Raw genomic sequence first — 22394 nt, 5'->3', positions numbered from 1 at the left:
AATCCAGGCGTAACAGTCCAGCGCTCAGCTTGATTGATGGCCCCCTCAATCACTCCTAAGGTAAGCCCCACGACAGCAAACCCGTGGAGCGACCATGACAACAACAATCACCCCCGACTCACGCTGGACGCGGCGGCGCGACGAGAAGCAGCGGCGGCTCGGGCTGGTCAGGCAATACGCAGACGGTGCGGTGCTGCCCAGCGACAGGATCGTCGAGGCGCTTGAGGCGCTGATCCTCCCCGGCGACCGCGTGGTGCTGGAAGGCAACAACCAGAAACAGGCTGATTTCCTCTCGCGCTCCCTGGCCAAGGCCGACCCGGCCAAGCTCCACGATCTGCACATGATCATGCCCAGTGTCGGTCGCTCCGAGCACCTGGACCTGTTTGAAAAAGGCATCGCCCGCAAGCTGGACTTTTCCTTCGCCGGCACCCAATCCCTGCGCATCAGCCAGTTGCTCGAAGACGGCCTGCTGGAAATCGGCGCGATCCACACCTACATCGAACTCTATGCGCGGCTGGTGGTGGACCTGATCCCCAACGTGGTGCTCTCCGCCGGTTTCATGGCCGACCGCGCCGGCAACATCTACACCGGCGCCAGCACCGAAGACACTCCGGCGCTGATCGAGCCAGCCGCGTTCAGCGATGGCATCGTCATCGTGCAAGTCAACCAGTTGGTGGACGACGTCACCGACTTGCCCCGCGTCGACATCCCCGCGAGCTGGGTGGACTTTGTGGTGGTGGCCGACAAGCCGTTCTATATCGAGCCGCTGTTTACCCGCGATCCCCGCCACATCAAGCCTGTGCATGTGTTGATGGCGATGATGGCGATCCGTGGCATCTACGAAAAACACAACGTGCAATCCCTCAACCACGGCATCGGTTTCAACACCGCCGCCATCGAACTGATCCTGCCGACCTACGGCGAATCCCTCGGCCTCAAGGGCAAGATCTGCCGCAACTGGACCCTCAACCCGCACCCCACGTTGATCCCCGCCATCGAAAGCGGCTGGGTGGAGAGCGTGCATTGCTTCGGCACCGAACTGGGCATGGAAAATTACATCGCCGCCCGCCCGGATGTGTTCTTCACCGGTCGCGACGGCTCGATGCGCTCCAACCGCATGTTCTGCCAGCTCGCCGGCCAATACGCGGTGGACCTGTTTATCGGCGCCACCCTGCAAGTCGACGGCGACGGCCATTCCTCCACCGTGACCCGTGGCCGACTCGCCGGTTTTGGTGGCGCGCCGAACATGGGCCATGACCCACGCGGTCGCCGCCATGGCACACCCGCATGGCTGGACATGCGCCACGACGATGCGCCCGAAGCCTTGCTGGAGCGCGGCAAAAAACTCGTGGTGCAAATGGTCGAGACCTTCCAGGAAGGCGGCAAACCCACCTTCGTCGACACCCTCGACGCCGTGGAAGTCGCACGCAAAAGCGGCATGCCCCTGGCGCCGATCATGATCTACGGCGATGACGTCACCCACCTGCTCACCGAAGAAGGCATCGCGTACCTGTACAAGGCGCGCTCCCTCGAAGAGCGCCAGGCGATGATCGCCGCTGTCGCGGGCGTCACGGCCATCGGCATGCGCCACAACCCAAAGGACAGCGCACGCATGCGCCGCGAAGGCCTGATCGCCTTGCCCGAAGACCTGGGGATTCGCCGCACCGACGCCACCCGCGAGTTGTTGGCCGCCAAGAGCGTAGCCGACCTGGTGGACTGGTCTGGCGGCCTGTACAACCCGCCCGCCAAATTCAGGAGCTGGTAAATGCGCGCCCTCAAACTGCGTGAACTCAGCCTTGCGGATCGCCTGGCTGACATGGCCGTCGATGCGCTGATCGATGAAGCCGACCTGTCGCCCAAACCCGCCCTGGTGGATAGGCGTGGCAACGGCGCCCATAGCGATTTGCACTTGGGCCTGATGCACGCTTCGGCGTTGTCGCTGTGGCCGATGTTCAAGGAAATGGCCGAGGCCGCGATTGAGATCGGTGAAGTCGGTTTGCCCCTGCGTGAAGCCCTCGGGCGTCTTGGCCGTGACGGTGAGCAGGCAATGCTGACCACCACCAACGGCGTGAACACCCATCGTGGCGCGATCTGGGCACTCGGGCTGCTCACCGCCGCCGCCGCGCTGCAACCACGCGCCGTGACGCTGACTGCCGCCAGACTGGCCCTGCTCCACGACCGCTTCGCCCCACAACCCATGAGCCATGGCGCCCAGGTTGCCCAACGCTACGGCGCACGCGGTGCCCGTGAAGAAGCGCAGCTCGGCTTCCCGTCCGTGGTGCAACGTGGCCTGCCGCAACTGCGTAAAAGCCGCCTGCACCATGCCGGCGAACAGAACGCTCGCCTGGACGCCTTGCTCGCGATCATGACCGAGCTGGCCGACACTTGCGTGCTCTACCGCGCCGGCACCGAAGGCCTTCAAGCCATGCAGCACGGTGCCCAAGCCGTGCTGGACGCTGGCGGCAGCGCAACCCTGGCCGGTCGGCGCCAACTGCATGAGCTGGACCAGCAACTCCTGGCCCTGAATGCCTCCCCCGGCGGCGCCGCCGACCTGTTGGCCGCCTGCCTGTTTATCGACCGCCTCGACGGAGCGTTGTGATGGAAACCTTATCCTTTGAATTCCCCGCCGGGCAGCCGCCAAAAGGCCGTGCGCTGGTGGGTTGCGTCGGCTCGGGCGACCTGGAAGTGCTGCTGGAACCGGGCACGCCGGGCACCCTGACCATCCAGGTGCAGACTTCGGTGAACGGCGCCGAACAACGCTGGCAACATCTGTTCGAGAGGATGTTCCAGGAGCAGACGCCACCGGCCTTGAACATCGATATTCACGACTTCGGTGCCACCCCTGGCGTGGTGCGCCTGCGCCTGGAGCAGGGTTTCGAGGAGGTCGGCCATGACTGACTTGCTCGCCAGACACAGCTTCGTCGAGCTGGGCGCTCGGCAGCGCGCCAAGGCTTTGCTGGACGTTGGCTCTTACCGCGAATTGATCGACCCGTTCCAGCGTGTCATGTCGCCGTGGCTCAGCCGCCAGGGTGTGGTGCCCCAGGCCGATGACGGTGTGGTGATCGCCAAGGGCAGCCTCGGCGGGAAACCGGTGGTGATTGCCGCCATCGAAGGCAACTTCCAGGGCGGCAGCCTCGGCGAAGTGGGCGGTGCGAAAATCGCCGGCGCATTGGAACTGGCGGCCGAAGACAATCGCAAGGGCATCCCGACCCGCGCTGTGTTGTTGCTGGAGACTGGTGGCGTGCGCTTGCAGGAGGCCAACCTGGGCCTGGCGGCGATTGCGGATATCCATGCGGCGATTGTCGACCTGCGTCAGTACCAGCCGGTGATCGGCGTGGTGGCGGGCAGTGTCGGTTGCTTTGGCGGCATGTCTATCGCGGCCGGGTTGTGCAGTTACCTGGTGGTCACTCGCGAAGCACGCCTTGGCTTGAATGGCCCGCAAGTGATCGAACAGGAAGCGGGGCTTGAAGAGTACGACTCCCGCGACCGGCCCTTCATCTGGAGCCTTACCGGCGGCGAGCAACGCTTCAACAGTGGCTTGGTCGACCGTTACGTGGCGGACGATGTGGCCGAGATTCAACAGACTGTGAGTGCGCTGCTGCAACAAGGCCTGCCCGCCCGACAACGCAGCCGCCAATCCGAATATTACCTGGCGCGCCTGGCCGAACTGGACGCTACGCCACAGATCGACCCGGCGACGGTGCGCGCGCTGTATCAAGGAGAACGCTCATGAGAGGTTTGCAGTGGTTCAACGCATTGAGCGCCGGCGCCACGCCTGTCGAGGGTTTGCCGAACTCCGTGAAAGTGGCCGACGGCCTGCTGGGCGAACACGCCGTACGCTTTATCGCCGTGGTCACCGACCCCCAAAACCGTTTCCCCCGCGCACGCAATGGCGAAGTCGGTTTGCTGGAAGGTTGGGGGTTGGCGAAGGCTGTCGATGAAGCCATCGCCCGTGGCGACAAGCGCCCCATCATCGCCATCGTCGACGTGCCCAGCCAAGCCTATGGCCGTCGCGAAGAAGCCCTCGGCATCCACCAGGCGCTGGCGGCCGCCGCCGACAGCTACGCTCGCGCACGGCTGGCCGGGCACCCGGTGATCGCGCTGCTGGTGGGCAAGGCCATGTCCGGCGCGTTCCTCGCCCACGGCTACCAGGCCAACCGCCTGATCGCCCTGCGCGACCCCGGCGTGATGGTGCACGCCATGGGCAAGGCTTCGGCGGCGCGGGTGACCCTGCGCAGCGTCGAAGAGCTGGAAGCCCTGGCCGCCAACGTGCCGCCGATGGCCTATGACATCGATAGCTATGCCAGCCTCGGTCTGCTCTGGGAGACGCTCTCGGTCAGCCAGATCGAACAGCCCACTGCGGACGACGTGGCGCGGGTCGGCGATTGCCTGGTGCATGCGATCAAGGATATCGGCAACACCGACTTGAGCAGCCGCCTCGGCGCTACCAACCGCGCCGCCTCCAGCCACGTGCGCCAACTGCTGCGGGAGCAATGGTGAACGCCCACGACCTGCTCTGGGGCATGACCCCGGCGCACCTGCCCGCTGACGCGCCGGCGTGGGCGAAGGATGCGGTTGGCACGGTAGTCGTGCGTCGCGCCATCGTCGCGCCGGGCTTTGTCGCGGTGGGCGTGCGTGGGCGTTTGCGCGAGCAGCGGTTTGCCGCGTTGATGCCGATGGCAGCCGTACAGCGGCGGGTCGCGCCGGAAGCGTTGCGCGATGTGGTGTCGACAAGGGATCTACCGGCATTGCAGGCCCTCGATCAACTGCGGCCCGTGCTGGCGCCATTGAGTTGGGGCGTCACGGGCAGCGCAGGTTTTGAGTTGGCAACGGGTATTGAAGCCCTGCATGCCCAGAGCGACCTGGACCTGATTCTGCGCACGCCCGAGCCGCTGGATCGCAACGATGCACGCGACCTGCTGGCCACTTTGGATGAAGTTACGTGTGCCGTGGACCTGCAACTGCAGACACCTTTCGGCGCCGTCGCCTTGCGCGAATGGGCCGGTCCATCACGGCGGGTGCTGTTGAAAACCGCCAACGGTGCGCATTTGGTCATTGATCCCTGGCAGGCCGTGGCATGAGCAGCCTTCTGGTGTTCCCAGGGCAGGGCGCCCAGCGCCCAGGCATGCTCCAGGCGGTGCCGGCCGACGTGCTGGAGCAGGCCAGCGATGCCTTGGGTGAAGACGTTCGCACCTTGGATTCGGCCGAGGCCCTGGCCAATACCCGCGCTGTACAACTCTGCCTGCTGATCGCCGGTGTCGCCCATGCCCGCCAGCTGCAACACACCCCGGATTACGTTGCAGGCCTGTCCATCGGTGCTTACCCGGCTGCGGTGATCGCCGATGCCCTGGACTTCAGCGATGCAATCAAGCTGGTCAGCCTGCGCGGTGAGCTGATGCAAAACGCTTACCCACAGGGCTACGGCATGACCGCGATCATCGGCCCCGAGTTATCCACCGTCGAAAACCTGCTGGCCGAAATCCACAGCCCTGAAACCCCGGTGTATCTGGCCAATATCAATGCCGATAATCAGACCGTCATCGCCGGCAGCGACCAGGCCATGAAATGCGTCGCCGACCGCGTCAAGGGCAACGGCATCGCCAAGCGCCTGGCTGTCAGCGTGCCCTCCCATTGCGCATTGTTGGACCAACCGGCACAGGCCCTGGCCCAAGCCTTCGGTACGCTCAAGACGCCGCGCATCACCTACCTGAGCAGCACCCGCGCACGGCCCATTCACACCCCCGAGCAACTGCGCGACGACCTGGCCTTCAACATGTGCCGCGTCGTCGACTGGCGCGGCACCGTGCAAAGCGCCTACGAGCGCGGCGTGCGCCTGCAAATCGAACTGCCACCGGGCGCCGTGCTCACCGGCCTGTCACGCCGGGTGTTTGAACAAGGCACGGTGATCGCATTTGAGGGCGCACGCCTGGACACCTTGCAGGCCCTGCTGCAAGAGGAGGAGCGCCGCCACCGATAGAGCACTACCCAAGGCTTTCGAAGCACAACAACAACAATTTCGATCGAGCACTTTGAGGACAACAACAATGATTATCTACGGTGTGGCATTACTGGCGATTTGCACGCTCGCGGGCGTGATCATGGGCGACATGCTCGGCGTGTTGCTGGGTGTCAAATCCAACGTGGGCGGGGTGGGGATCGCGATGATCCTGTTGATCTGCGCCCGCCTGTGGATGCAAAAGCGTGGCGGCATGACCAAGGACTGCGAAATGGGCGTGGGATTCTGGGGTGCCATGTACATCCCGGTGGTCGTGGCGATGGCTGCGCAACAGAACGTCGTCACCGCCTTGCACGGCGGCCCGGTAGCGGTGCTGGCGGCGATCGGTTCGGTGGTGGTGTGTGGTTGCACGATTGCCCTGATCAGCCGCACGCACAAGGGCGAACCGTTGCCCGATGAAGAGCCGCTGATTGCTCCAGTGGGAGGTCGCTGATATGTGGGATCTCATCGAAAAAGGCCTGGAACACAACGGCCTGATCACCGCGTTTGCCTTCGTGGGTGTGGTCATGTGGCTCTCCGTGGTGCTGTCCAGGCGCCTGACCTTCGGGCGCATTCATGGCTCGGCGATTGCCATCGTTATCGGCCTGGTATTGGCCTGGGTCGGTGGCACGATTACCGGCGGTCAGAAAGGCCTGGCGGACCTGGCGCTGTTCTCCGGCATCGGCCTGATGGGCGGCGCGATGCTGCGCGACTTTGCCATCGTCGCCACGGCGTTCGAGGTGCAAGCCACCGAGGCGCGCAAGGCCGGGATGATTGGCGTGATCGCGCTGCTGCTGGGGACGATCCTGCCGTTCATCGTAGGCGCGAGCATGGCTTGGGCGTTTGGTTATCGCGATGCGATCAGCATGACCACCATTGGCGCAGGGGCTGTGACCTACATCGTCGGCCCGGTGACCGGCGCAGCGATTGGCGCGACCTCGGATGTGATGGCGCTGTCGATTGCCACCGGCTTGATCAAGGCGATCCTGGTCATGGTCGGTACGCCGGTCGCGGCGCGCTGGATGGGCTTGGACAACCCGCGTTCGGCGATGGTGTTTGGTGGGTTGGCCGGCACCGTCAGCGGTGTGACGGCGGGGCTGGCGGCGACGGATCGGCGGTTGGTGCCGTATGGCGCGTTGACGGCGACGTTCCACACCGGGCTGGGCTGCCTGCTTGGGCCTTCGTTGCTGTATTTCATTGTGCGCGGCCTGGTTGGGTAAGGGGTCTATCAGGGCCTCATCGGGGGCAAGCCCCCTCCCACATTTGAACTGCGAACACATTCAAGTGTGGGAGGGGGCTTGCCCCCGATAGCGGTGTGTCAGGCCGGCACCTGGCGGTTGGCATACATCCGACACTCTGCCAGCAACGCCAGCAGGTTCGGGTCCCTTTCCTTGGCCTTCAGGAACACCACCCCGATATGCTGCTGCAACCGATACCTGGGTTGCAGCGGTATCAGCTTCACGCGGTTCTCATACACCGCCGCAATCCGCCCCGGCAGCAGCGCATAACCCACGCCCGAGCTGACCATGCTCAGCAGCGTGAAGATATCATTGACCTGCATCGCCACCTTCGGCTCGAACCCCGCCTGCTTGAACACACGGTTGCCATCCTGGTGCGTGGCGAAGCCTTGGGTGAGGGTGATGAAGGTCGCGTCGCGCACGTCGGCGAGGTCGATTTCCCGCTCGCGGTCGAAGGGTGAGTCGGCCGGGGTGGCGAGGAAGATATCGTCGGAAAACAGCGCGATCTGTTCGCAGTCGGGGTCGTTGGCGTGCTCATCCAGGGAGATGAGGATCGCGTCTACTTCCATGTTCTTGAGCTTGTAGAGCAGGTCGAAGTTTGAACCCAGGATCAGGTCGATATTGAGCTCGCTGCGGCGGATCTTCAGGCCCATGATCAATTGCGGCACGGTCTTCACCGTCAGCGAATACAGCGAGCCCAATTTGAAGCGTTCGGCGGAGAACCCGGCGGCTTCGCGTGTCAGGCGTACGCTGTCGACCACGTCGGCCACCAGTTTCTGCGCACGTTCTTCGAGGACGTACGCGCTTTCCAGCGGGGTGAGGTTGCGCCCTTCATGCTTGAACAGCGGGCAGCGCAGGGCGTTTTCCAGGGAGTGGATGGCGCGGTGTACGCTCACATTGCTGGTTTGCAGCTCGGCGGCGGCGCGGGTCAGGTTGCCGGTGCGCATGAACGCCAGGAAGATTTCCAGTTTCTTGAGGGTGAATTCTTCGTCGATCAGCATGGCCGTGGCTCTTGTTCGAATGCCGTCGATTGTGCCCGCAAAACCGTTCGGCGTCGCCGGAACGTCATAAGCCGCTTGCACTCTTATGCGCAAGGCTGGACGCTTGCCAGCCAGTCCTAACGGTTACAGGAGGCCAGTGACAGATGTACCACGGGGAACGATTCAACGCCTGGAGCCATTTGCTCGGTGCAGTCGCGGCGTGTATTGGCGCCGTGTGGATGTTGGTGGTGGCGAGCCTGGACGGCAGCCCCTGGAAGATCGTCAGCGTGGCGATCTATGGCTTTACCTTGATGGTGCTGTACAGCGCGTCCACCGTGTACCACAGCGTGCAGGGGCGGCGAAAAGAGATCATGCAGAAGGTCGATCACTTTTCGATCTATCTGTTGATCGCCGGCAGCTACACGCCATTTTGCCTGGTGACCCTGCGCGGGCCGTGGGGCTGGACGCTGTTCGGGATTGTGTGGGGGTTGGCGGTGATCGGGATTTTGCAGGAGATCAAGCCGCGCTCGGAGGCGCGCATCCTGTCGATCGTGATCTATGCGGTGATGGGCTGGATCGTGCTGGTGGCGGTCAAGCCGTTGCTGGCAGCATTGGGGACGGCCGGGTTTATCTGGCTGGCCTCGGGCGGCGTGTTGTACACCGTCGGCATTATCTTTTTTGCCTTGGAGGATCGCCTGCGGCATTCCCATGGCATCTGGCATTTGTTTGTGATCGGCGGCAGCCTCCTGCATTTTGTGGCGATCATGCATTACGTCTTATAGCCGCTCCAGAAGCTCCCTGGCACGGTGGCCAAAAATCTCCAGCAGATTGGCCAACATATGCGGCGGCGCCTCGTCGGCGCGGGTCAGGGCGTACAGGGTGACTGGCAGCGGCGGGGTCAGGGGGCGGATGCAGGTAGTGGTTGTCGACGCGCCCAGCGCGGTGAAGGGGTCGATCACCGTCAGACCCGCGCCGGATTCCACCATGGTGCGGGCCAGGGAATAGGTTTGCACCGAGATCGTCACCCTGGGCGGTGGGTCGACGTTTTCGAGGTAGCTGTCGAGCTTCGCCGCCAATGGGTCGGCGCTGGAGAGGCCGATCAGCGGTGCGCCTGCCAGGTCAGCCAACGGCAAGGGCTGGCTCAGTTCGGCTGGCGGCCAATAGCCTTTGGACGCCAATGCCACCAGCACACCGCCCGCCAGCACCTGCGTGGTCAACCCCGGATGGCCGGAAAAGTTGAGCGTCAGCGCCAGGTCAATCTCACGCATCAGCAGCTTCTGCACCAGCTCGCGGCTATGGTCGCTGGACAGCTCGCAGGTCATGTCCGGGTGATCGTTTTTCCACTGCAGAATCGCCGGCGGCAGCAGCGACAGCGCCAGCGCCGGGATCGCGCCGATGCGCACACTCTGGCCCGGTTCTCGGCGCAAGGCCTTGGCCAGGCGCCGCACACCTTGCAGGCTATCGGTGACTTTCTCCACTTCGCTTTCCAGCGCCAGGGCTTCCGGGGTGGGCAGCAACTTGCCGCGTACCCGCAGGAACAGGGGGAAACCCAACTGCAATTCGGCGTGTTGCAACACTTTGGTCACCGCCGGTTGCGAGACATGCAGCAACTGCGCGGCGGCGCTGACCGAACCGGTCTGGCGAATGGCCTGGAAGATTTCGATATGACGCAAGCGCATGGCAAGTCCATAACCTTTGTTTATAGGTGACCCATCTTTATTCATTGTCGGTGGCCTGTCACCTGCTCTTAGGCTTGAGGCCTCTTGACTCAACGGTGGGCGGCAAAGATGGTGTGCATCATTGGCGGTGGGGTGATTGGTCTGGCCAGCGCATACGCGTTGGTGCGTGCAGGTCATGAGGTGACGGTGATCGATGCACGCGAGACCCTGGGCAGTGAGACCAGCTTCGCCAACGGCGGGCAATTATCCTATCGCTACGTGGCGCCCCTGGCCGATGCTGGCGTACCGCTGCAAGCCATTGGCTGGTTACTGCGCGGTGACTCGCCGCTGAAACTGCGCCCGCGCCTTGACCCCCGGCAATGGCGTTGGATGGCGGCGTTCCTCGGCGCCTGCCGTGGTTCGGTGAACAAGCGCAATGCCGCGCACCTGTTGCGCCTGGCCTGCCTGAGCCAGGACACCTTGCAGCGGTGGCGCGAGCACGACCACCTGGACGGTTTCGACTGGCGGCGCAACGGCAAGCTGGTGACCTTTCGCAACGCCAGCTCCTTTGAGCATGCCCGAGGCAAGGTCACCGATATCCTGCAACAGCAGGTGCTGTCGGCCGCTGATTGCGCTCGCCTGGAGCCGGCGCTGGCGGGCGGTGGATTTGTCGGCGGGATCTATACACCCAATGAAGAGGTCGCCGATTGTCATGCCTTCTGCCAGCGATTGGCGGCGCGGCTGGAGGCATCGGGGCGTTGCACCTTCTTGTTGGGGCGCAAGGTCACCGGGATCCGCCATGCCGAGGGCGCGGTGCAGGCCATCGAGATCGATGATGAAGTGATGCCGGTCGAACACCTGGTGCTGGCGGCGGGGTATCGCAGCGCCGAGTTGGGCGTGTCGCTGCCGCTGTACCCGCTCAAGGGCTACAGCCTCAGCGTGCCGATTGGCGCTCGGCACCAGGCGCCGAACGTGAGCATCACCGACTATGACCGCAAGATGGTCTACGCACGTATCGGCGAACAACTGCGGGTCGCCGCCATGGTCGATATCGTCGGTTTCGACGCCCGCCTCGAACCCAAGCGCCTGGCGCTGATGAAACGCCAGGCCGTGCAGACGTTTCCGCTGGCGGGGGATTACGCCCACGCAGTGGAATGGGCCGGCATGCGCCCGGCCACCCCGACCGGTGTGCCGCTGATTGGCGCGGGTGTCTACCGCAACCTGTGGCTGAACCTGGGTCACGGCGCACTCGGCTTCACCCTGGCCTGTGGCAGCGGCCAGTTACTGGCCGAGTTGATCGGCCGGCGAACGCCTTCCATTGATATGCAGGGCCTTACGCCCCGCGCTGCGTAAAGACTCACAAACCGAAAACCAACGGAGAATAACAATGAAAAAGATCCTGTTGACCGGCTGCACCCTGGGGCTTTTGCTGGGCGCGCAGGCCCATGCCAATCAAACGCCGCTGGACGGTACGCTGGGCAAGATTGCCGACGCCAAGTCCATCACCTTGGGCTATCGCGATGCGTCGGTACCGTTTTCCTACGTGGGGGATAACAGTGGCAAACCCATGGGCTATTCGGTGGAGTTGGCGAACAAGATCGTCGAGCGCATCCAACAGAAAACCGGGGTGGCCAAGCTCACTGTGAAGTACAACCTGGTGACGTCTCAGACTCGTATTCCGCTGGTGCAGAACGGTACCGTCGACCTGGAGTGTGGCTCCACCGGGGTGACCGCCGAGCGCCAAAAGCAAGTAGCGTTTTCCTACGGGTTTATCTATGTGAAGGGGCAGTTGCTCACGGCAAAAGACAGTGGCATCCAAGGCTTTGCGGACCTTGCAGGCAAGAACGTGGTGACCACGGCCGGCACCACCAACGAGCGTTTCCTCAAAAGCTACAACGCCGAGCACAAGGCCAATATGTTCGTGATCAGCGCCAAGGACCATGGCGAAGCCTTCAAGATGCTTGAGACTGGCCGCGCGGCGGCGTTCTACATGGACGACGCGTTGCTCTACGGCGAACGCGCCAAGGCAAAGGACCCGCACAACTGGGTGGTGGTGGGCGAGGAGCAATCCCGGGAAATCTACAGCTGCATGGTGCGCAAGGACGACCCGCAGTTCCTGGCGGTGGTCAACGAGACGCTCGCAGACCTGTACCGCAGCGGCGAGATCAATGGGATTTACCAGCGCTGGTTCGAACAGCCGATTCCACCCAAGGGCCTGAACCTGGAATTCCCGATGACCAGCGAGTTGAAGGCGATCATTGCCCAGCCGATCAGCGATCCGGTGGAGTAACCCTAGAAGTCGCCCCACAACTGCTGGGCGACGGCCAGCGCCACTACCGGCGCCGTCTCGGTACGCAACACCCGCGGGCCGAGGCGGGCGGCGTGGTAGCCGGCGCCTTGGGCGGTTTCGACTTCATGGTCGGTCAACCCGCCCTCGGGGCCGATCAGAAAGGCCAGGCTGGCAGGCTTGGCATGGCTGATCATCGGCTCGGCCACCGGGTGCAGCACCAGCTTCAACTGCGCCTCGGTCTGCTTCAACCAGTCTGCCAGCAGCAGCGGCGGGTGGATCGCCGGCACCGTCGAACGCCCGCATTGTTCACAGGCGCTGATCGCCACCTGGCGCCAGTGCAGCAAGCGTTTGTCGGCACGCTCGTCCTTGAGGCGCACTTCGCAACGCTCGCTGAAAATCGGCGTAATCGCGTTGACGCCCAGTTCGGTGGCTTTCTGGATCGCCCAGTCCATACGCTCGCCCCGGGACAAGCCCTGTCCGAGGTGGATATGCAGCGGTGATTCGGCCTGGCCTGCGAAGCACTCTGTCAGTTGCACAGTGACGCGTTTCTTGCCGACTTCCAGCAGCGTGCCCAGGAATTCCTGGCCGGAGCCGTCGAACAATTGCACGGCATCGCCTTCGCCCATGCGCAGCACGCGACTGATGTAGTGCGCCTGGGCTTCGGGCAGTTCGTGGTCGCCGATGCTCAGCGGGGTGTCGGTGAAAAAGCGGGACAGTCTCATTTCTGTTCTCTGGAAAAGGAGTGCGGGCAATCAGCCCGGATCACGGAAGCCTGGGTGGAAGTCTTTTGGCACCGCCACACTGACTGTGCTGTTGGTGGCGATATCGATGCCTTCGCTGGCGACCTCGGCGAGGAAGTCGATCTGCTCCGGGGTAATCACATAGGGCGGCAGGAAGTACACCACACTGCCCAGCGGCCGCAACAGCGCACCGCGCTCCAGGGCATGCTCGAATACCTTCAAGCCACGGCGTTCCTGCCACGGGTAGGCGGTCTTGGTGGCTTTGTCCTGGACCATCTCGATGGCCAGCACCATGCCGGTCTGGCGTACTTCCGAGACGTGAGGGTGGTCCACCAGGTGCGCAGTGGCAGTGGCCATGCGCTGGGCCAGGGCCTTGTTGTTCTCGATGACGTTGTCTTCTTCAAAGATATCCAGGGTCGCCAGTGCCGCCGCACACGCCAGCGGGTTGCCGGTGTAGCTGTGAGAGTGCAGGAAGGCGCGCAGGGTGGGGTAGTCGTCGTAGAACGCGCTGTACACGTCTTCGGTGGTGACCACGGCTGCCAGCGGCAGGTAGCCGCCGGTGAGCGCCTTGGACAGGCACAGGAAGTCCGGGCGGATACCGGCTTGCTCGCAGGCGAACATACTGCCTGTACGGCCGAAGCCAACAGCGATTTCGTCGTGGATCAAGTGCACGCCGTAACGGTCGCAGGCTTCGCGCAATAGTTTGAGGTAAACCGGGTGGTACATGCGCATGCCGCCAGCGCCCTGGATCAACGGTTCGATAATCACAGCGGCCACGGTGTCGTGGTGCTCGGCGAGGGTCTGTTCCATCACCCGGGCCATCGTGCGCGAGTGGTCTTCCCAGCTCACGCCTTCGGGGCGCAGGTAACAGTCCGGGCTCGGCACCTTGATGGTGTCGAGCAACAGCGCCTTGTAGGTCTCGGTAAACAGCGGCACATCGCCCACCGACATCGCGGCGATGGTTTCGCCGTGGTAGCTGTTGGTCAGGGTGACGAAGCGCTTCTTGTTCGGCAGGCCGCGGTTGAGCCAATAGTGGAAGCTCATTTTCAGCGCGACTTCGATGCACGACGAGCCGTTGTCGGCATAGAAGCACCGGGTCAGGCCTTCGGGCGTCATCGCCACCAGACGCTCGGACAGCTCGATCACCGGCTGGTGGCTGAAACCGGCGAGGATCACGTGTTCCAGTTGATCGACCTGGTCCTTGATGCGCTGGTTGATACGCGGGTTGGCGTGGCCGAACACGTTGACCCACCACGAGCTGACGGCGTCGAGGTAACGCTTGCCTTCGAAGTCTTCCAGCCATACGCCTTCACCGCGCTTGATCGGGATCAGCGGCAGTTGCTGGTGGTCTTTCATCTGGGTGCAGGGATGCCACAGCACGGCAAGGTCGCGTTGCATCCACTGGTTGTTCAAGCCCATCGGTGATCTCCTCGAAGCGGTCCTGCGGCCGGCGCAGGTGAAACAATCGCGCAAGCCTATGCAATGGGCGGCTGTGTCACAAGCCATTACCGGTGAATTCGCAGTAAACGCGAGACGGTCTGTCACGTTTCTTAGGAATAGTCCTTAATCCATTGTTAACGTACTGTGCATAACCTCTTGATCGTATTTCTCGATATTTCAAAGCGAAATTTTCCGCTTTAATTCGATAGGTAAATCGCTAGTCTTGGGCACAGTTCTTACGGGATTAAGTACATGCAGCTACGCAATTCACCGGCCCGCTATGGTTGGGTCAGCATGGTTTTGCACTGGGGCGTGGCCCTGGTGGTGTTTGGCTTGTTCGCCCTGGGCCTGTGGATGGTCGGTCTCGACTACTACAGCGCCTGGCGCAAAGAAGCGCCGGACCTGCACAAGAGCATTGGCATCACGCTGTTCGCCATCATGCTGGTGCGTATCGTCTGGCGCCTGGTGAGCCCGCCGCCGCCACCGCTGGCCAGTTACAGCCGCATGACCCGTATCGGCGCGGCCTTTGGTCACGCCTTCCTTTATCTCGGGCTGTTTGCCGTGATGATCGCCGGTTACCTGATTTCCACCGCAGACGGTGTCGGTATCCCGGTGTTTGGTCTGTTTGAGATTCCTGCCGTGGTTTCCGGGCTACCGGACCAGGCAGATACCGCCGGCCTTGTGCACCTGTACCTGGCCTGGGTGTTGGTGGTCTTCGCTGGCTTGCACGGCGTGGCTGCATTGAAACACCACTTTATCGATCGTGATGCGACCCTCACGCGAATGCTGGGGCGCAAAGCCTGATGTTCAACCTCGACTCACAAGGAATAGAAAGCATGTTGAAAAAGACCCTCGCTGCTCTGGCAATCGGTACTGCCCTGCTGTCCGCAGGCCAGGTGATGGCTGCTGACTACAAGATCGACAAAGAAGGCCAGCACGCCTTCATCGACTGGAAAATCAGCCACCTGGGCTACAGCTACATTCACGGTACCTTCAAGGACTGGGACGGCACCTTCAGCTGGGATGCCGCCAAGCCAGAGGCCAGCAAAATCGCGGTCGATGTGAAGACCGCCAGCCTATGGTCCAACCACGCAGAGCGTGACAAGCACATCGCCAGCAAAGACTTCCTGGACGTTGCCAAGTTTGCCGACGCCAAGTTTGTGTCCACCGCAGTCAAGCCCACTGGCGAAAAAACCGCTGACGTAACCGGCGACCTGACCTTCCACGGCGTGACCAAGCCTGTGACCTTCAAGGCCACTTTCAACGGTGAAGGCAAGGATCCATGGGGCGGCGAACGTGCCGGCTTCAATGCCAAGACCACCGTCAACCTGAACGACTTCGGTATCAAAGGCCCAGGCCCGTCCTCGCAGACAGTGGACCTGGACATCTCGCTGGAAGGTGTTAAGCAGAAGTAATTTCTGCCTGCACAAAAAAGCCCCGCATCGAAAGATGCGGGGCTTTTTTAGGGGGCTATAAAACTCAGCGATTGCGTGTCAGCAGCGCTGGCTTCTCACCACGAGGACGGCCTGGCAACTGATCCAGTTGCTCCGGTGTCGGGAAGCGATCTACTTTCGACTCCTTGTGGATGATCTTCGGCGCCGGGCCACCGCGCGGGTTCTGCACAGCCGGTTCGGACAAGCGAGGCTGGTCGTCACGGGCCGGGCGGCGGTTGTTGTTGCGCGAGTCTTCGCGACGGGCCTGGCCGTCACGGGGTGCGCCATTGCGCGGGCCATTGCGCTTGGCAGGCGGCGTACCGGTGGTACCGCCGCTGCTGTTGCGAGGGCCATTCTGACGGCCGCCCTGTGGCTGGCCGCCACGTGGAGCGCCTGCACCCGCGCCTTGCGCCGGAGCACCAGGGCGACGGCCACGGCCTTGGGCCGGTTTGGCCTGGGGCACGTAGTCAACGCGGTTACCGAAGTTATCCACATCGTCGTCGAGGAACTCGTCCGGAGCACGGTCGGCAGCAGCGCGTGGCGGCTGGCTCGGCTGGCGCTGTTCGCGGGCCGGGGTGCCTTCGCGGGGCTTCTGCTCACGGGCCGGGCGTTCGCCACGGCCGCTGGTGGCGGATTTTTCCTTGCCCTTGTCCTTGCCCTTGTCGCGACGACCACCGCCACCCCCGCCGCCGTTCGGGCCATCGCCCTTCGGACCGCGTGGGTTGCGTGGGTTGCGCACGTCCGGGCGCTCGCGCGCTTCTGGCTTTTCGGCCTCCACGGCGCTGGCATCGAAGCCCATCAGGTCGCCATCGGCGATTTTCTGCTTGGTCATGCGCTCGATGCTTTTCAGCAGTTTTTCTTCGTCCGGCGCGACCAGGGAGATGGCCTCGCCCGAACGACCGGCACGGCCGGTACGGCCGATACGGTGTACGTAGTCTTCATCGACGTTCGGCAGCTCGAAGTTGACCACGTGCGGCAGTTGGTCGATATCCAGGCCGCGAGCGGCGATATCGGTGGCCACCAGGATGCGCACCGAGCCGGCCTTGAAATCAGCCAGGGCCTTGGTGCGCGCGTTCTGGCTCTTGTTGCCGTGGATGGCGACGGCGGTGAGGCCGTGCTTGTCCAGGTACTCGGCCAGGCGGTTGGCGCCGTGCTTGGTGCGGGTAAACACCAGCACCTGTTCCCAGGCGCCTGCGGTGATCAGGTGCGCCAGCAGCGCACGCTTGTGGCTGGCGGCCAGACGGAAGACGCGTTGCTCGATACGCTCGACCGTGGTGTTCGGCGGCGTGACTTCGATGCGCTCCGGGTTGTGCAACAGCTTGCCGGCCAGGGCGGTGATGTCCTGGGAGAACGTGGCCGAGAACAGCAGGTTCTGGCGTTTGGCCGGCAGGCGGGCGAGGACCTTTTTCACGTCATGGACAAAGCCCATGTCGAGCATGCGATCGGCTTCGTCCAGCACGAGGATTTCCACGTGGGACAAGTCGACGCTGCCTTGGCCGCACAGGTCGAGCAAACGACCGGGGCAGGCCACCAGCACGTCGACGCCACGGGACATGGCCTGAACCTGTGGGTTCATGCCGACGCCGCCGAATATGCAGGCGCTGACGAACTTCAGGTCGCGGGCATACAGCTTGAAGCTGTCATGCACTTGGGCGGCGAGTTCGCGGGTTGGGGTCAGGACCAGTACACGCGGTTGGCGTGGGCCGTGACGCTGGGATTTGTCCGGATGACCGTTGGGGAACAACCGCTCCAGAATCGGGAGGGCGAAACCGCCGGTTTTACCCGTACCTGTCTGAGCCGCAACCATCAGGTCGCGGCCTTGCAACACGGCGGGAATGGCCCGCTGTTGCACCGGAGTAGGCTCGGTATAGCCCGCTGCCTCGATGGCGCGGACTAAAGCCTCGGAGAGACCGAGGGAAGCAAAGGACATGAGTAATCCTGTTTTAGTTAGGGCTTGGCCCAAAGGGATAATCTTGCCGGGCGTGAATGGCGCTTAGGGGAGCGCAACCCCGTCCGGTCCTGCTGCGTCTGGCGGGCACTCCACCGGCTCGCGCGGGCTGAAAGCTGCGCTGTAGCGGGGTTGGCTGCCTTTTTCAAGACCTCAGCGGCCGGGCGTGAGCCTGGCGGAAAGGCCGGAGTATAACAGAGCAATCACGGCGCGCTGCTTTCCTGCTGCTCAACGGTGTGTTCAGAGGCCGTAATGGCCTGGATTCCACCATATTTGGCACTCAAGGCGCTATAGGCCGGCTCCTGCTTGAAACGTTTGAGCTCGGCGGCAAAGCGCTGTACCAGGAGGTCCATGCCTGCACCACGGCGTACCGCGAGGAATTGCTGCTGGCGGCTGACCACGGCCGGTGCCTGGCTGACCTTGCCTTCCAGGCCTAGCGCCTTGATCACATGCTGGCCCACTCGACGGTCGGTGATCACCAGGTCGATGCGTCCCAGCATCAATTTGCCAAAGTTGGCCTCATGGCTCGGTGCCGGTTCGCGGTTGAACAGACTGGAGTCGCTGAACGCCGCGCCGTACAGGTAGCCCGGCGACGTGCCGACGGTCAGGCCGCTCAGGTCTTCGAGGCTTTGCACTGGGTGGGGTCGCTCATTGGCGTAGAACAGCGTGAACTGCACTTCGGACAACGGCTCACTGGGGTATAGCAGCAAGGCGTCGCGCTCATGGCTGTGGAAAATATCCAAAGCGCCATCGGCATGGCCTTGGTCCAGCATGGCCAGGCAGCGCTTCCAGGGCAGGAACTGCCATTCCACATCTACGCCCAGGCGCTGGAACACAATCACTGTGGTTTCATAATCCAGCCCCCGCATGCTGCCCTGGTCCTCATACACGTAGGGCGCCCAGGGCTCGGTGACAATGCGCAGTTTCTCGCCATAAGCGGCGAGGCTCAAGCAAGTGAAGAGGGCAGCAGTCAACAACTTCAGAATGACGGGCATGCCCTGAGGTTACGACGCTCCCGCACTAAAGAGAAGCTCTGGCACGCGCATCTGCGGGCGGGGCTATTTGCCCGGAGAGGTCATCAAGTGTTCGTAGATCGCTGCCCGTCGCTCGCCGAGGATCAGGCGTACCACGGGGTTGGCAAACCAGTGCTCCAACTGATGAGTGTCGATCGGGCGCTTCTGGCGTTCTTCCAGGTTCTGCCGGGCCTTGTCCCACCAAACCGGGCCACACGCCTGGTCGAACTCGTTCTCATGCTCGTAGCAGCCGTAGAGAATTTCACGGATGAATTGCTGCTGGTGCTTGGGCAGCACCAGCGTGATCAGCTTGTACAGAAGGCGCTGCAAGCGGGGAGGGCGTGGCAGGTGCGAGGACACCTTGCGAGTGTCGGCCAACGCCAGTGCGCTGGTGGGCGCGGCCGCATGCTTGGCGATCCAGGCCTTGACCTTGGCGCGAAACAGCTGCTTGCGACTCCAGTAGTGGTGGATCAGGTCCGGGCATTCGCGCACGTTGACGGTGCGATAGGCGGCGATCGACAGGCAGAACTCTTCGAGGGTGTACGCGCCTTGGGCATAGGGGAACAGTTCGTCCATCAAGGCGATGGAGCGGTCGAGGATGTGCGCATCCTGTTGCGTCAGGCCCATGACCCCGGAGTTGAGCGTCATCATGTCATCGTCGGCCACGCCCATGTCCAGCAGGCGCTGGCGCAAGGCGGTGTAGAGAATGCTCTCGTGGTTGTCGCCGTACTTGCTGTAGAAGGCATTGCACAGCAGGGTGCCGGGTTGCACGCGCTCGAACAGGTCCATCGGTGAGTGATGGAAGAAGGTATCGGTGTCTATCAGCATGGCCACCGGCGATTCTTCCAACACTTGGCGCAATACCACATGCTTGGTACGGAAGTGATAGCCGTAGGGTTCGCTCCAGCGTTTGCGGGTAGCTTCGTCCAGCGGGCGTACGCGTACCGGCAAAAGGCGATAGGGCTCGGGGTTGTCGCTGAATACCTGGATATCCACGGCGGCTTCCGGGGTTGCCTGCAGGAAAGCCAGCGCACTGGCGATGCTGAACACCGCTTCCTGGTGGTAGGTCTCGGAGCCGAAGACCAGGTAGACCAGTTGTGGGCGGGACGGCGTGGGCACTGTATTCATGGACTGCTGGGTTCCGTGGGCATGTAAAACGACAAAGGCCCTCGTAGACGAGGGCCTTGGCACCGCCGGGCAACCTTCAGCGCGGCAGCTTGAGGTTGTTCCAGATGGCCAGGCTCGGCTCAGCCTGGTTAAGGGTATAGAAGTGCAACCCTGGCGCGCCACCTTGCAACAATTCTTCACACATTGTGCTGATGACCTGTTCGCCGAACGCCTGGATGCTCTTGACGTCGTCGCCATAGGCTTCCAGCTGTTTGCGCACCCAGCGTGGGATCTCGGCACCGCAAGCATCGGAGAAACGCGCCAGCTTGCTGTAGTTGGTGATCGGCATGATGCCCGGCACGATCGGGATGTTCACGCCCATGGCCCGTACACGCTCGACGAAGTAGAAGTAGCTGTCGGCGTTAAAGAAGTACTGGGTGATCGCACTGTCGGCGCCAGCGTTGGCCTTGCGCACGAAGTTCTGCAGGTCGTCTTCGAAATTGCGTGCTTGTGGATGCATCTCCGGGTAAGCCGCGACTTCGATATGAAAGTGGTCGCCGGTTTCTTCACGAATGAAACTCACCAGGTCATTGGCGTAGCGCAGCTCGCCGCTGGCCATGCCCATGCCGGACGGCAGGTCGCCACGCAGGGCGACGATGCGCTTGATACCAGCAGCTTTGTACTGGGTCAGCAGGCCGCGCAGGTCGGCCTTGCTGTCGCCCACGCATGACAAATGCGGAGCGGCGGGAACTTTGACTTGGCTTTCCAGCTGCAACACGGTGTTGATCGTGCGGTCACGGGTCGAGCCGCCAGCGCCGTAGGTGCAGGAGAAGAAGTCCGGGTTGTAGCTGGCCAACTGCGTGGCAGTCGCCATCAGTTTTTCATGCCCAGCATCGGTCTTGGTTGGGAAGAACTCGAAGCTGTAGCGACGGTCTTGGGACATGGTAATAACCCTTTGAAACTCAGATACCGGAAGTCATGCACCGATTTAATGTGGGAGGGGACTTGCCCCCGATGAGGGCGTGTCAGTCGACATATCTGTTAACTGGCATTTCGTTATCGGGGGCAAGTCGAATCGTCGCACCGCCCCTCCCACATTAAAGGCCCGCCCTCACAAGGAGAGCGGGTGGTGAGCAAATCAGTAGCGGTAAGCGTGCGGCTTGAACGGACCTTCAACGGTCACGCCGATGTAGTCGGCCTGGGTCTTGGTCAGTCGAGTTACCACGCCGCCGAAGCCGCGGACCATTTCCAGGGCCACTTCTTCGTCGAGTTTCTTCGGCAGTACTTCCACGGTCAGGCGCTCGGCTTTCTGGGCAGGCGACAGGTCGGCGTACTTCTGGCCGAACAGGAAGATCTGGGCCAGTACCTGGTTGGCGAACGAGCCATCCATGATGCGGCTTGGGTGGCCGGTAGCGTTGCCCAGGTTAACCAGGCGGCCTTCAGCCAGCAGGATCAGGTAGTCGTCGTTCTGTGGGTCGAAATCACCCGGGCCGGTACGGTGAACCTTGTGCACCTGAGGCTTCACTTCTTCCCATGCCCAGTTCTTGCGCATGAAAGCGGTGTCGATCTCATTGTCGAAGTGACCGATGTTGCAGACCACGGCACGCTTCTTCAGGGCTTTGAGCATGTTCGCGTCGCACACATTCACGTTGCCGGTGGTGGTCACGATCAGGTCGATCTTGCCCAGCAGGGCTTTGTCGATGCTCGCTTCGGTACCGTCGTTCTGACCGTTGATGAACGGCGAAACCACTTCGAAACCGTCCATGCAGGCTTGCATGGCGCAGATCGGGTCGACTTCGGAAACCTTGACGATCATGCCTTCCTGACGCAGGGACTGGGACGAACCCTTGCCCACGTCGCCGTAGCCGATCACCAGGGCTTGCTTGCCCGACAGCAGGTGGTCGGTGCCGCGCTTGATGGCATCGTTCAGGCTGTGACGGCAGCCGTACTTGTTGTCGTTCTTGCTCTTGGTCACCGAATCGTTGACGTTGATGGCCGGGATTTTCAGCTCGCCCTTGGCCAGCATGTCCAGCAGGCGGTGTACGCCGGTGGTGGTTTCTTCGGTCACACCGTGGACGCGGTCGAGGACCTGCGGGTACTTCTTGTGCAGCAGCTCGGTCAGGTCGCCGCCGTCGTCGAGGATCATGTTGGCATCCCAAGGCGCGCCATCTTTGAGGATGGTTTGCTCCAGGCACCACTCGTACTCTTCTTCGGTCTCGCCTTTCCAGGCGAACACCGGGATACCGGCGGCAGCAATTGCGGCAGCGGCCTGGTCTTGAGTCGAGAAGATGTTGCAGGACGACCAGCGCACTTCGGCACCCAGGGCAACCAGGGTTTCGATCAGCACGGCAGTCTGGATAGTCATGTGGATGCAGCCGAGGATCTTCGCGCCCTTGAGCGGCTGCTCAGCGGCGTACTTGCGACGCAGGCCCATCAGGGCAGGCATTTCGGATTCGGCGATAAAGGTTTCGCGACGGCCCCAGGCAGCGAGGGACATGTCGGCGACTTTGTAGTCGTTGAAATCTGCAGGCGTGTTGACAGCGCTCATGAAG

At 62.6% G+C, this 22394-nt stretch carries 23 protein-coding genes; 14 read left to right on the top strand and 9 right to left on the bottom strand.

What is annotated here, in order from left to right; genetic code table 11:
• Positions 1-94: 94 nt before the first annotated feature.
• The 9 genes from mdcA (at position 95) to madM (ending at position 7215) form a co-directional block, all read left to right on the top strand.
• On the top strand, positions 95-1765 hold the full coding sequence (gene mdcA / locus K5K89_RS27295) for a malonate decarboxylase subunit alpha (protein ID WP_071490359.1): 1671 nt from the start codon (positions 95-97) through the stop codon (positions 1763-1765).
• Positions 1766-2599, top strand: a complete 834-nt coding sequence (locus K5K89_RS27290; protein WP_071490358.1) for a triphosphoribosyl-dephospho-CoA synthase — start codon at positions 1766-1768, stop codon at positions 2597-2599.
• Positions 2599-2898, top strand: coding sequence for a malonate decarboxylase subunit delta (locus tag K5K89_RS27285; protein ID WP_071490357.1), 300 nt, complete (start codon positions 2599-2601; stop codon positions 2896-2898). The genes K5K89_RS27290 and K5K89_RS27285 overlap by 1 nt, the downstream gene beginning before the upstream one ends.
• Positions 2891-3733 (top strand): biotin-independent malonate decarboxylase subunit beta, encoded by an 843-nt coding sequence (locus tag K5K89_RS27280; protein WP_222540581.1) that lies wholly within the window; start codon positions 2891-2893, stop codon positions 3731-3733. The genes K5K89_RS27285 and K5K89_RS27280 overlap by 8 nt, the downstream gene beginning before the upstream one ends.
• Positions 3730-4500 carry a biotin-independent malonate decarboxylase subunit gamma gene (gene mdcE, locus K5K89_RS27275; protein ID WP_222540580.1) on the top strand — a complete coding sequence of 257 codons (771 nt, stop codon included), beginning with the start codon at positions 3730-3732 and terminating at the stop codon, positions 4498-4500. Before K5K89_RS27280 ends, mdcE begins: the two co-directional genes overlap by 4 nt.
• Complete coding sequence (locus K5K89_RS27270) at positions 4494-5081, top strand: malonate decarboxylase holo-ACP synthase (RefSeq protein WP_092242018.1); 588 nt, start codon at positions 4494-4496, stop codon at positions 5079-5081. Before mdcE ends, K5K89_RS27270 begins: the two co-directional genes overlap by 7 nt.
• On the top strand, positions 5078-5977 hold the full coding sequence (gene mdcH, locus K5K89_RS27265; RefSeq protein WP_222540579.1) for a malonate decarboxylase subunit epsilon: 900 nt from the start codon (positions 5078-5080) through the stop codon (positions 5975-5977). Before K5K89_RS27270 ends, mdcH begins: the two co-directional genes overlap by 4 nt.
• Before the next feature lie 67 nt (positions 5978-6044).
• A complete protein-coding gene (gene madL / locus K5K89_RS27260; protein WP_015886323.1) occupies positions 6045-6449 on the top strand; it encodes a malonate transporter subunit MadL in 405 nt (134 codons plus the stop codon).
• A 1-nt stretch (position 6450) separates the two neighbouring features.
• Positions 6451-7215, top strand: a complete 765-nt coding sequence (madM, locus tag K5K89_RS27255) for a malonate transporter subunit MadM (RefSeq protein ID WP_071490352.1) — start codon at positions 6451-6453, stop codon at positions 7213-7215.
• Between the two features lie 98 nt (positions 7216-7313).
• On the opposite strand, the gene K5K89_RS27250 is transcribed toward madM, so the two are convergent.
• Entirely contained in the window at positions 7314-8234 is a 921-nt protein-coding gene (locus tag K5K89_RS27250) for a LysR substrate-binding domain-containing protein (RefSeq protein ID WP_071490351.1), read from the bottom strand.
• A 143-nt stretch (positions 8235-8377) separates the two neighbouring features.
• On the opposite strand from K5K89_RS27250, the gene trhA reads away from it, so the two are divergent.
• On the top strand, positions 8378-8995 hold the full coding sequence (gene trhA, locus K5K89_RS27245; protein WP_058426584.1) for a PAQR family membrane homeostasis protein TrhA: 618 nt from the start codon (positions 8378-8380) through the stop codon (positions 8993-8995).
• On the opposite strand, the gene K5K89_RS27240 is transcribed toward trhA, so the two are convergent.
• A complete protein-coding gene (locus K5K89_RS27240; RefSeq protein ID WP_222540578.1) occupies positions 8990-9892 on the bottom strand; it encodes a LysR family transcriptional regulator in 903 nt (300 codons plus the stop codon). The two genes, trhA and K5K89_RS27240, sit on opposite strands and share 6 nt — an antisense overlap.
• An 84-nt stretch (positions 9893-9976) precedes the next feature.
• Between K5K89_RS27240 and K5K89_RS27235 the strand changes: the two genes are divergently transcribed.
• Positions 9977-11224, top strand: a complete 1248-nt coding sequence (locus tag K5K89_RS27235) for a D-amino acid dehydrogenase (RefSeq protein WP_261400822.1) — start codon at positions 9977-9979, stop codon at positions 11222-11224.
• Between the two features lie 34 nt (positions 11225-11258).
• Positions 11259-12161 (top strand): transporter substrate-binding domain-containing protein, encoded by a 903-nt coding sequence (locus K5K89_RS27230; RefSeq protein ID WP_071490348.1) that lies wholly within the window; start codon positions 11259-11261, stop codon positions 12159-12161.
• 2 nt (positions 12162-12163) lie between these two features.
• On the opposite strand, the gene K5K89_RS27225 is transcribed toward K5K89_RS27230, so the two are convergent.
• Together K5K89_RS27225 and K5K89_RS27220 are read right to left on the bottom strand one after the other, a co-directional pair.
• Positions 12164-12883, bottom strand: a complete 720-nt coding sequence (locus K5K89_RS27225) for a 16S rRNA (uracil(1498)-N(3))-methyltransferase (protein WP_071490347.1) — start codon at positions 12881-12883, stop codon at positions 12164-12166.
• 30 nt (positions 12884-12913) lie between these two features.
• Positions 12914-14320, bottom strand: a complete 1407-nt coding sequence (locus K5K89_RS27220) for an adenosylmethionine--8-amino-7-oxononanoate transaminase (RefSeq protein WP_093120675.1) — start codon at positions 14318-14320, stop codon at positions 12914-12916.
• A gap of 273 nt (positions 14321-14593) precedes the next feature.
• Here K5K89_RS27220 and K5K89_RS27215 point away from each other — a divergent pair, with 273 nt between their 5' ends.
• Both K5K89_RS27215 and K5K89_RS27210 read left to right on the top strand, forming a co-directional pair.
• A complete protein-coding gene (locus K5K89_RS27215) occupies positions 14594-15145 on the top strand; it encodes a cytochrome b (protein WP_222540577.1) in 552 nt (183 codons plus the stop codon).
• Between the two features lie 32 nt (positions 15146-15177).
• A complete protein-coding gene (locus K5K89_RS27210) occupies positions 15178-15756 on the top strand; it encodes a YceI family protein (RefSeq protein WP_071490344.1) in 579 nt (192 codons plus the stop codon).
• A 64-nt stretch (positions 15757-15820) separates the two neighbouring features.
• On the opposite strand, the gene K5K89_RS27205 is transcribed toward K5K89_RS27210, so the two are convergent.
• The 5 genes from K5K89_RS27205 to ahcY all read right to left on the bottom strand — a co-directional run bounded on the left by K5K89_RS27205 (position 15821) and on the right by ahcY (position 22390).
• The gene (locus K5K89_RS27205; protein WP_071490343.1) at positions 15821-17704 is read right to left on the bottom strand and encodes a DEAD/DEAH box helicase; all 1884 of its coding nucleotides are present in this window, start codon (positions 17702-17704) and stop codon (positions 15821-15823) included.
• Positions 17705-17925: 221 nt separating this feature from the next.
• On the bottom strand, positions 17926-18717 hold the full coding sequence (locus tag K5K89_RS27200; RefSeq protein WP_222540576.1) for a substrate-binding periplasmic protein: 792 nt from the start codon (positions 18715-18717) through the stop codon (positions 17926-17928).
• A 63-nt stretch (positions 18718-18780) separates the two neighbouring features.
• A complete protein-coding gene (locus K5K89_RS27195; protein WP_222540575.1) occupies positions 18781-19863 on the bottom strand; it encodes a hypothetical protein in 1083 nt (360 codons plus the stop codon).
• A 76-nt stretch (positions 19864-19939) separates the two neighbouring features.
• Positions 19940-20785 carry a methylenetetrahydrofolate reductase [NAD(P)H] gene (gene metF / locus K5K89_RS27190; protein WP_071494443.1) on the bottom strand — a complete coding sequence of 282 codons (846 nt, stop codon included), beginning with the start codon at positions 20783-20785 and terminating at the stop codon, positions 19940-19942.
• 195 nt (positions 20786-20980) lie between these two features.
• Complete coding sequence (ahcY, locus tag K5K89_RS27185; protein ID WP_071490339.1) at positions 20981-22390, bottom strand: adenosylhomocysteinase; 1410 nt, start codon at positions 22388-22390, stop codon at positions 20981-20983.
• Positions 22391-22394: the final 4 nt, after the last annotated feature.

Origin of the sequence: Pseudomonas sp. DR208 (genome assembly GCF_019823005.1) — a bacterium.
GTDB classification, from domain to species: Bacteria; Pseudomonadota; Gammaproteobacteria; order Pseudomonadales; family Pseudomonadaceae; genus Aquipseudomonas; species Aquipseudomonas extremorientalis.
Note: the sequence above shows the minus strand (reverse complement) of the source record. Positions and strands in the feature narration are given on the sequence as shown.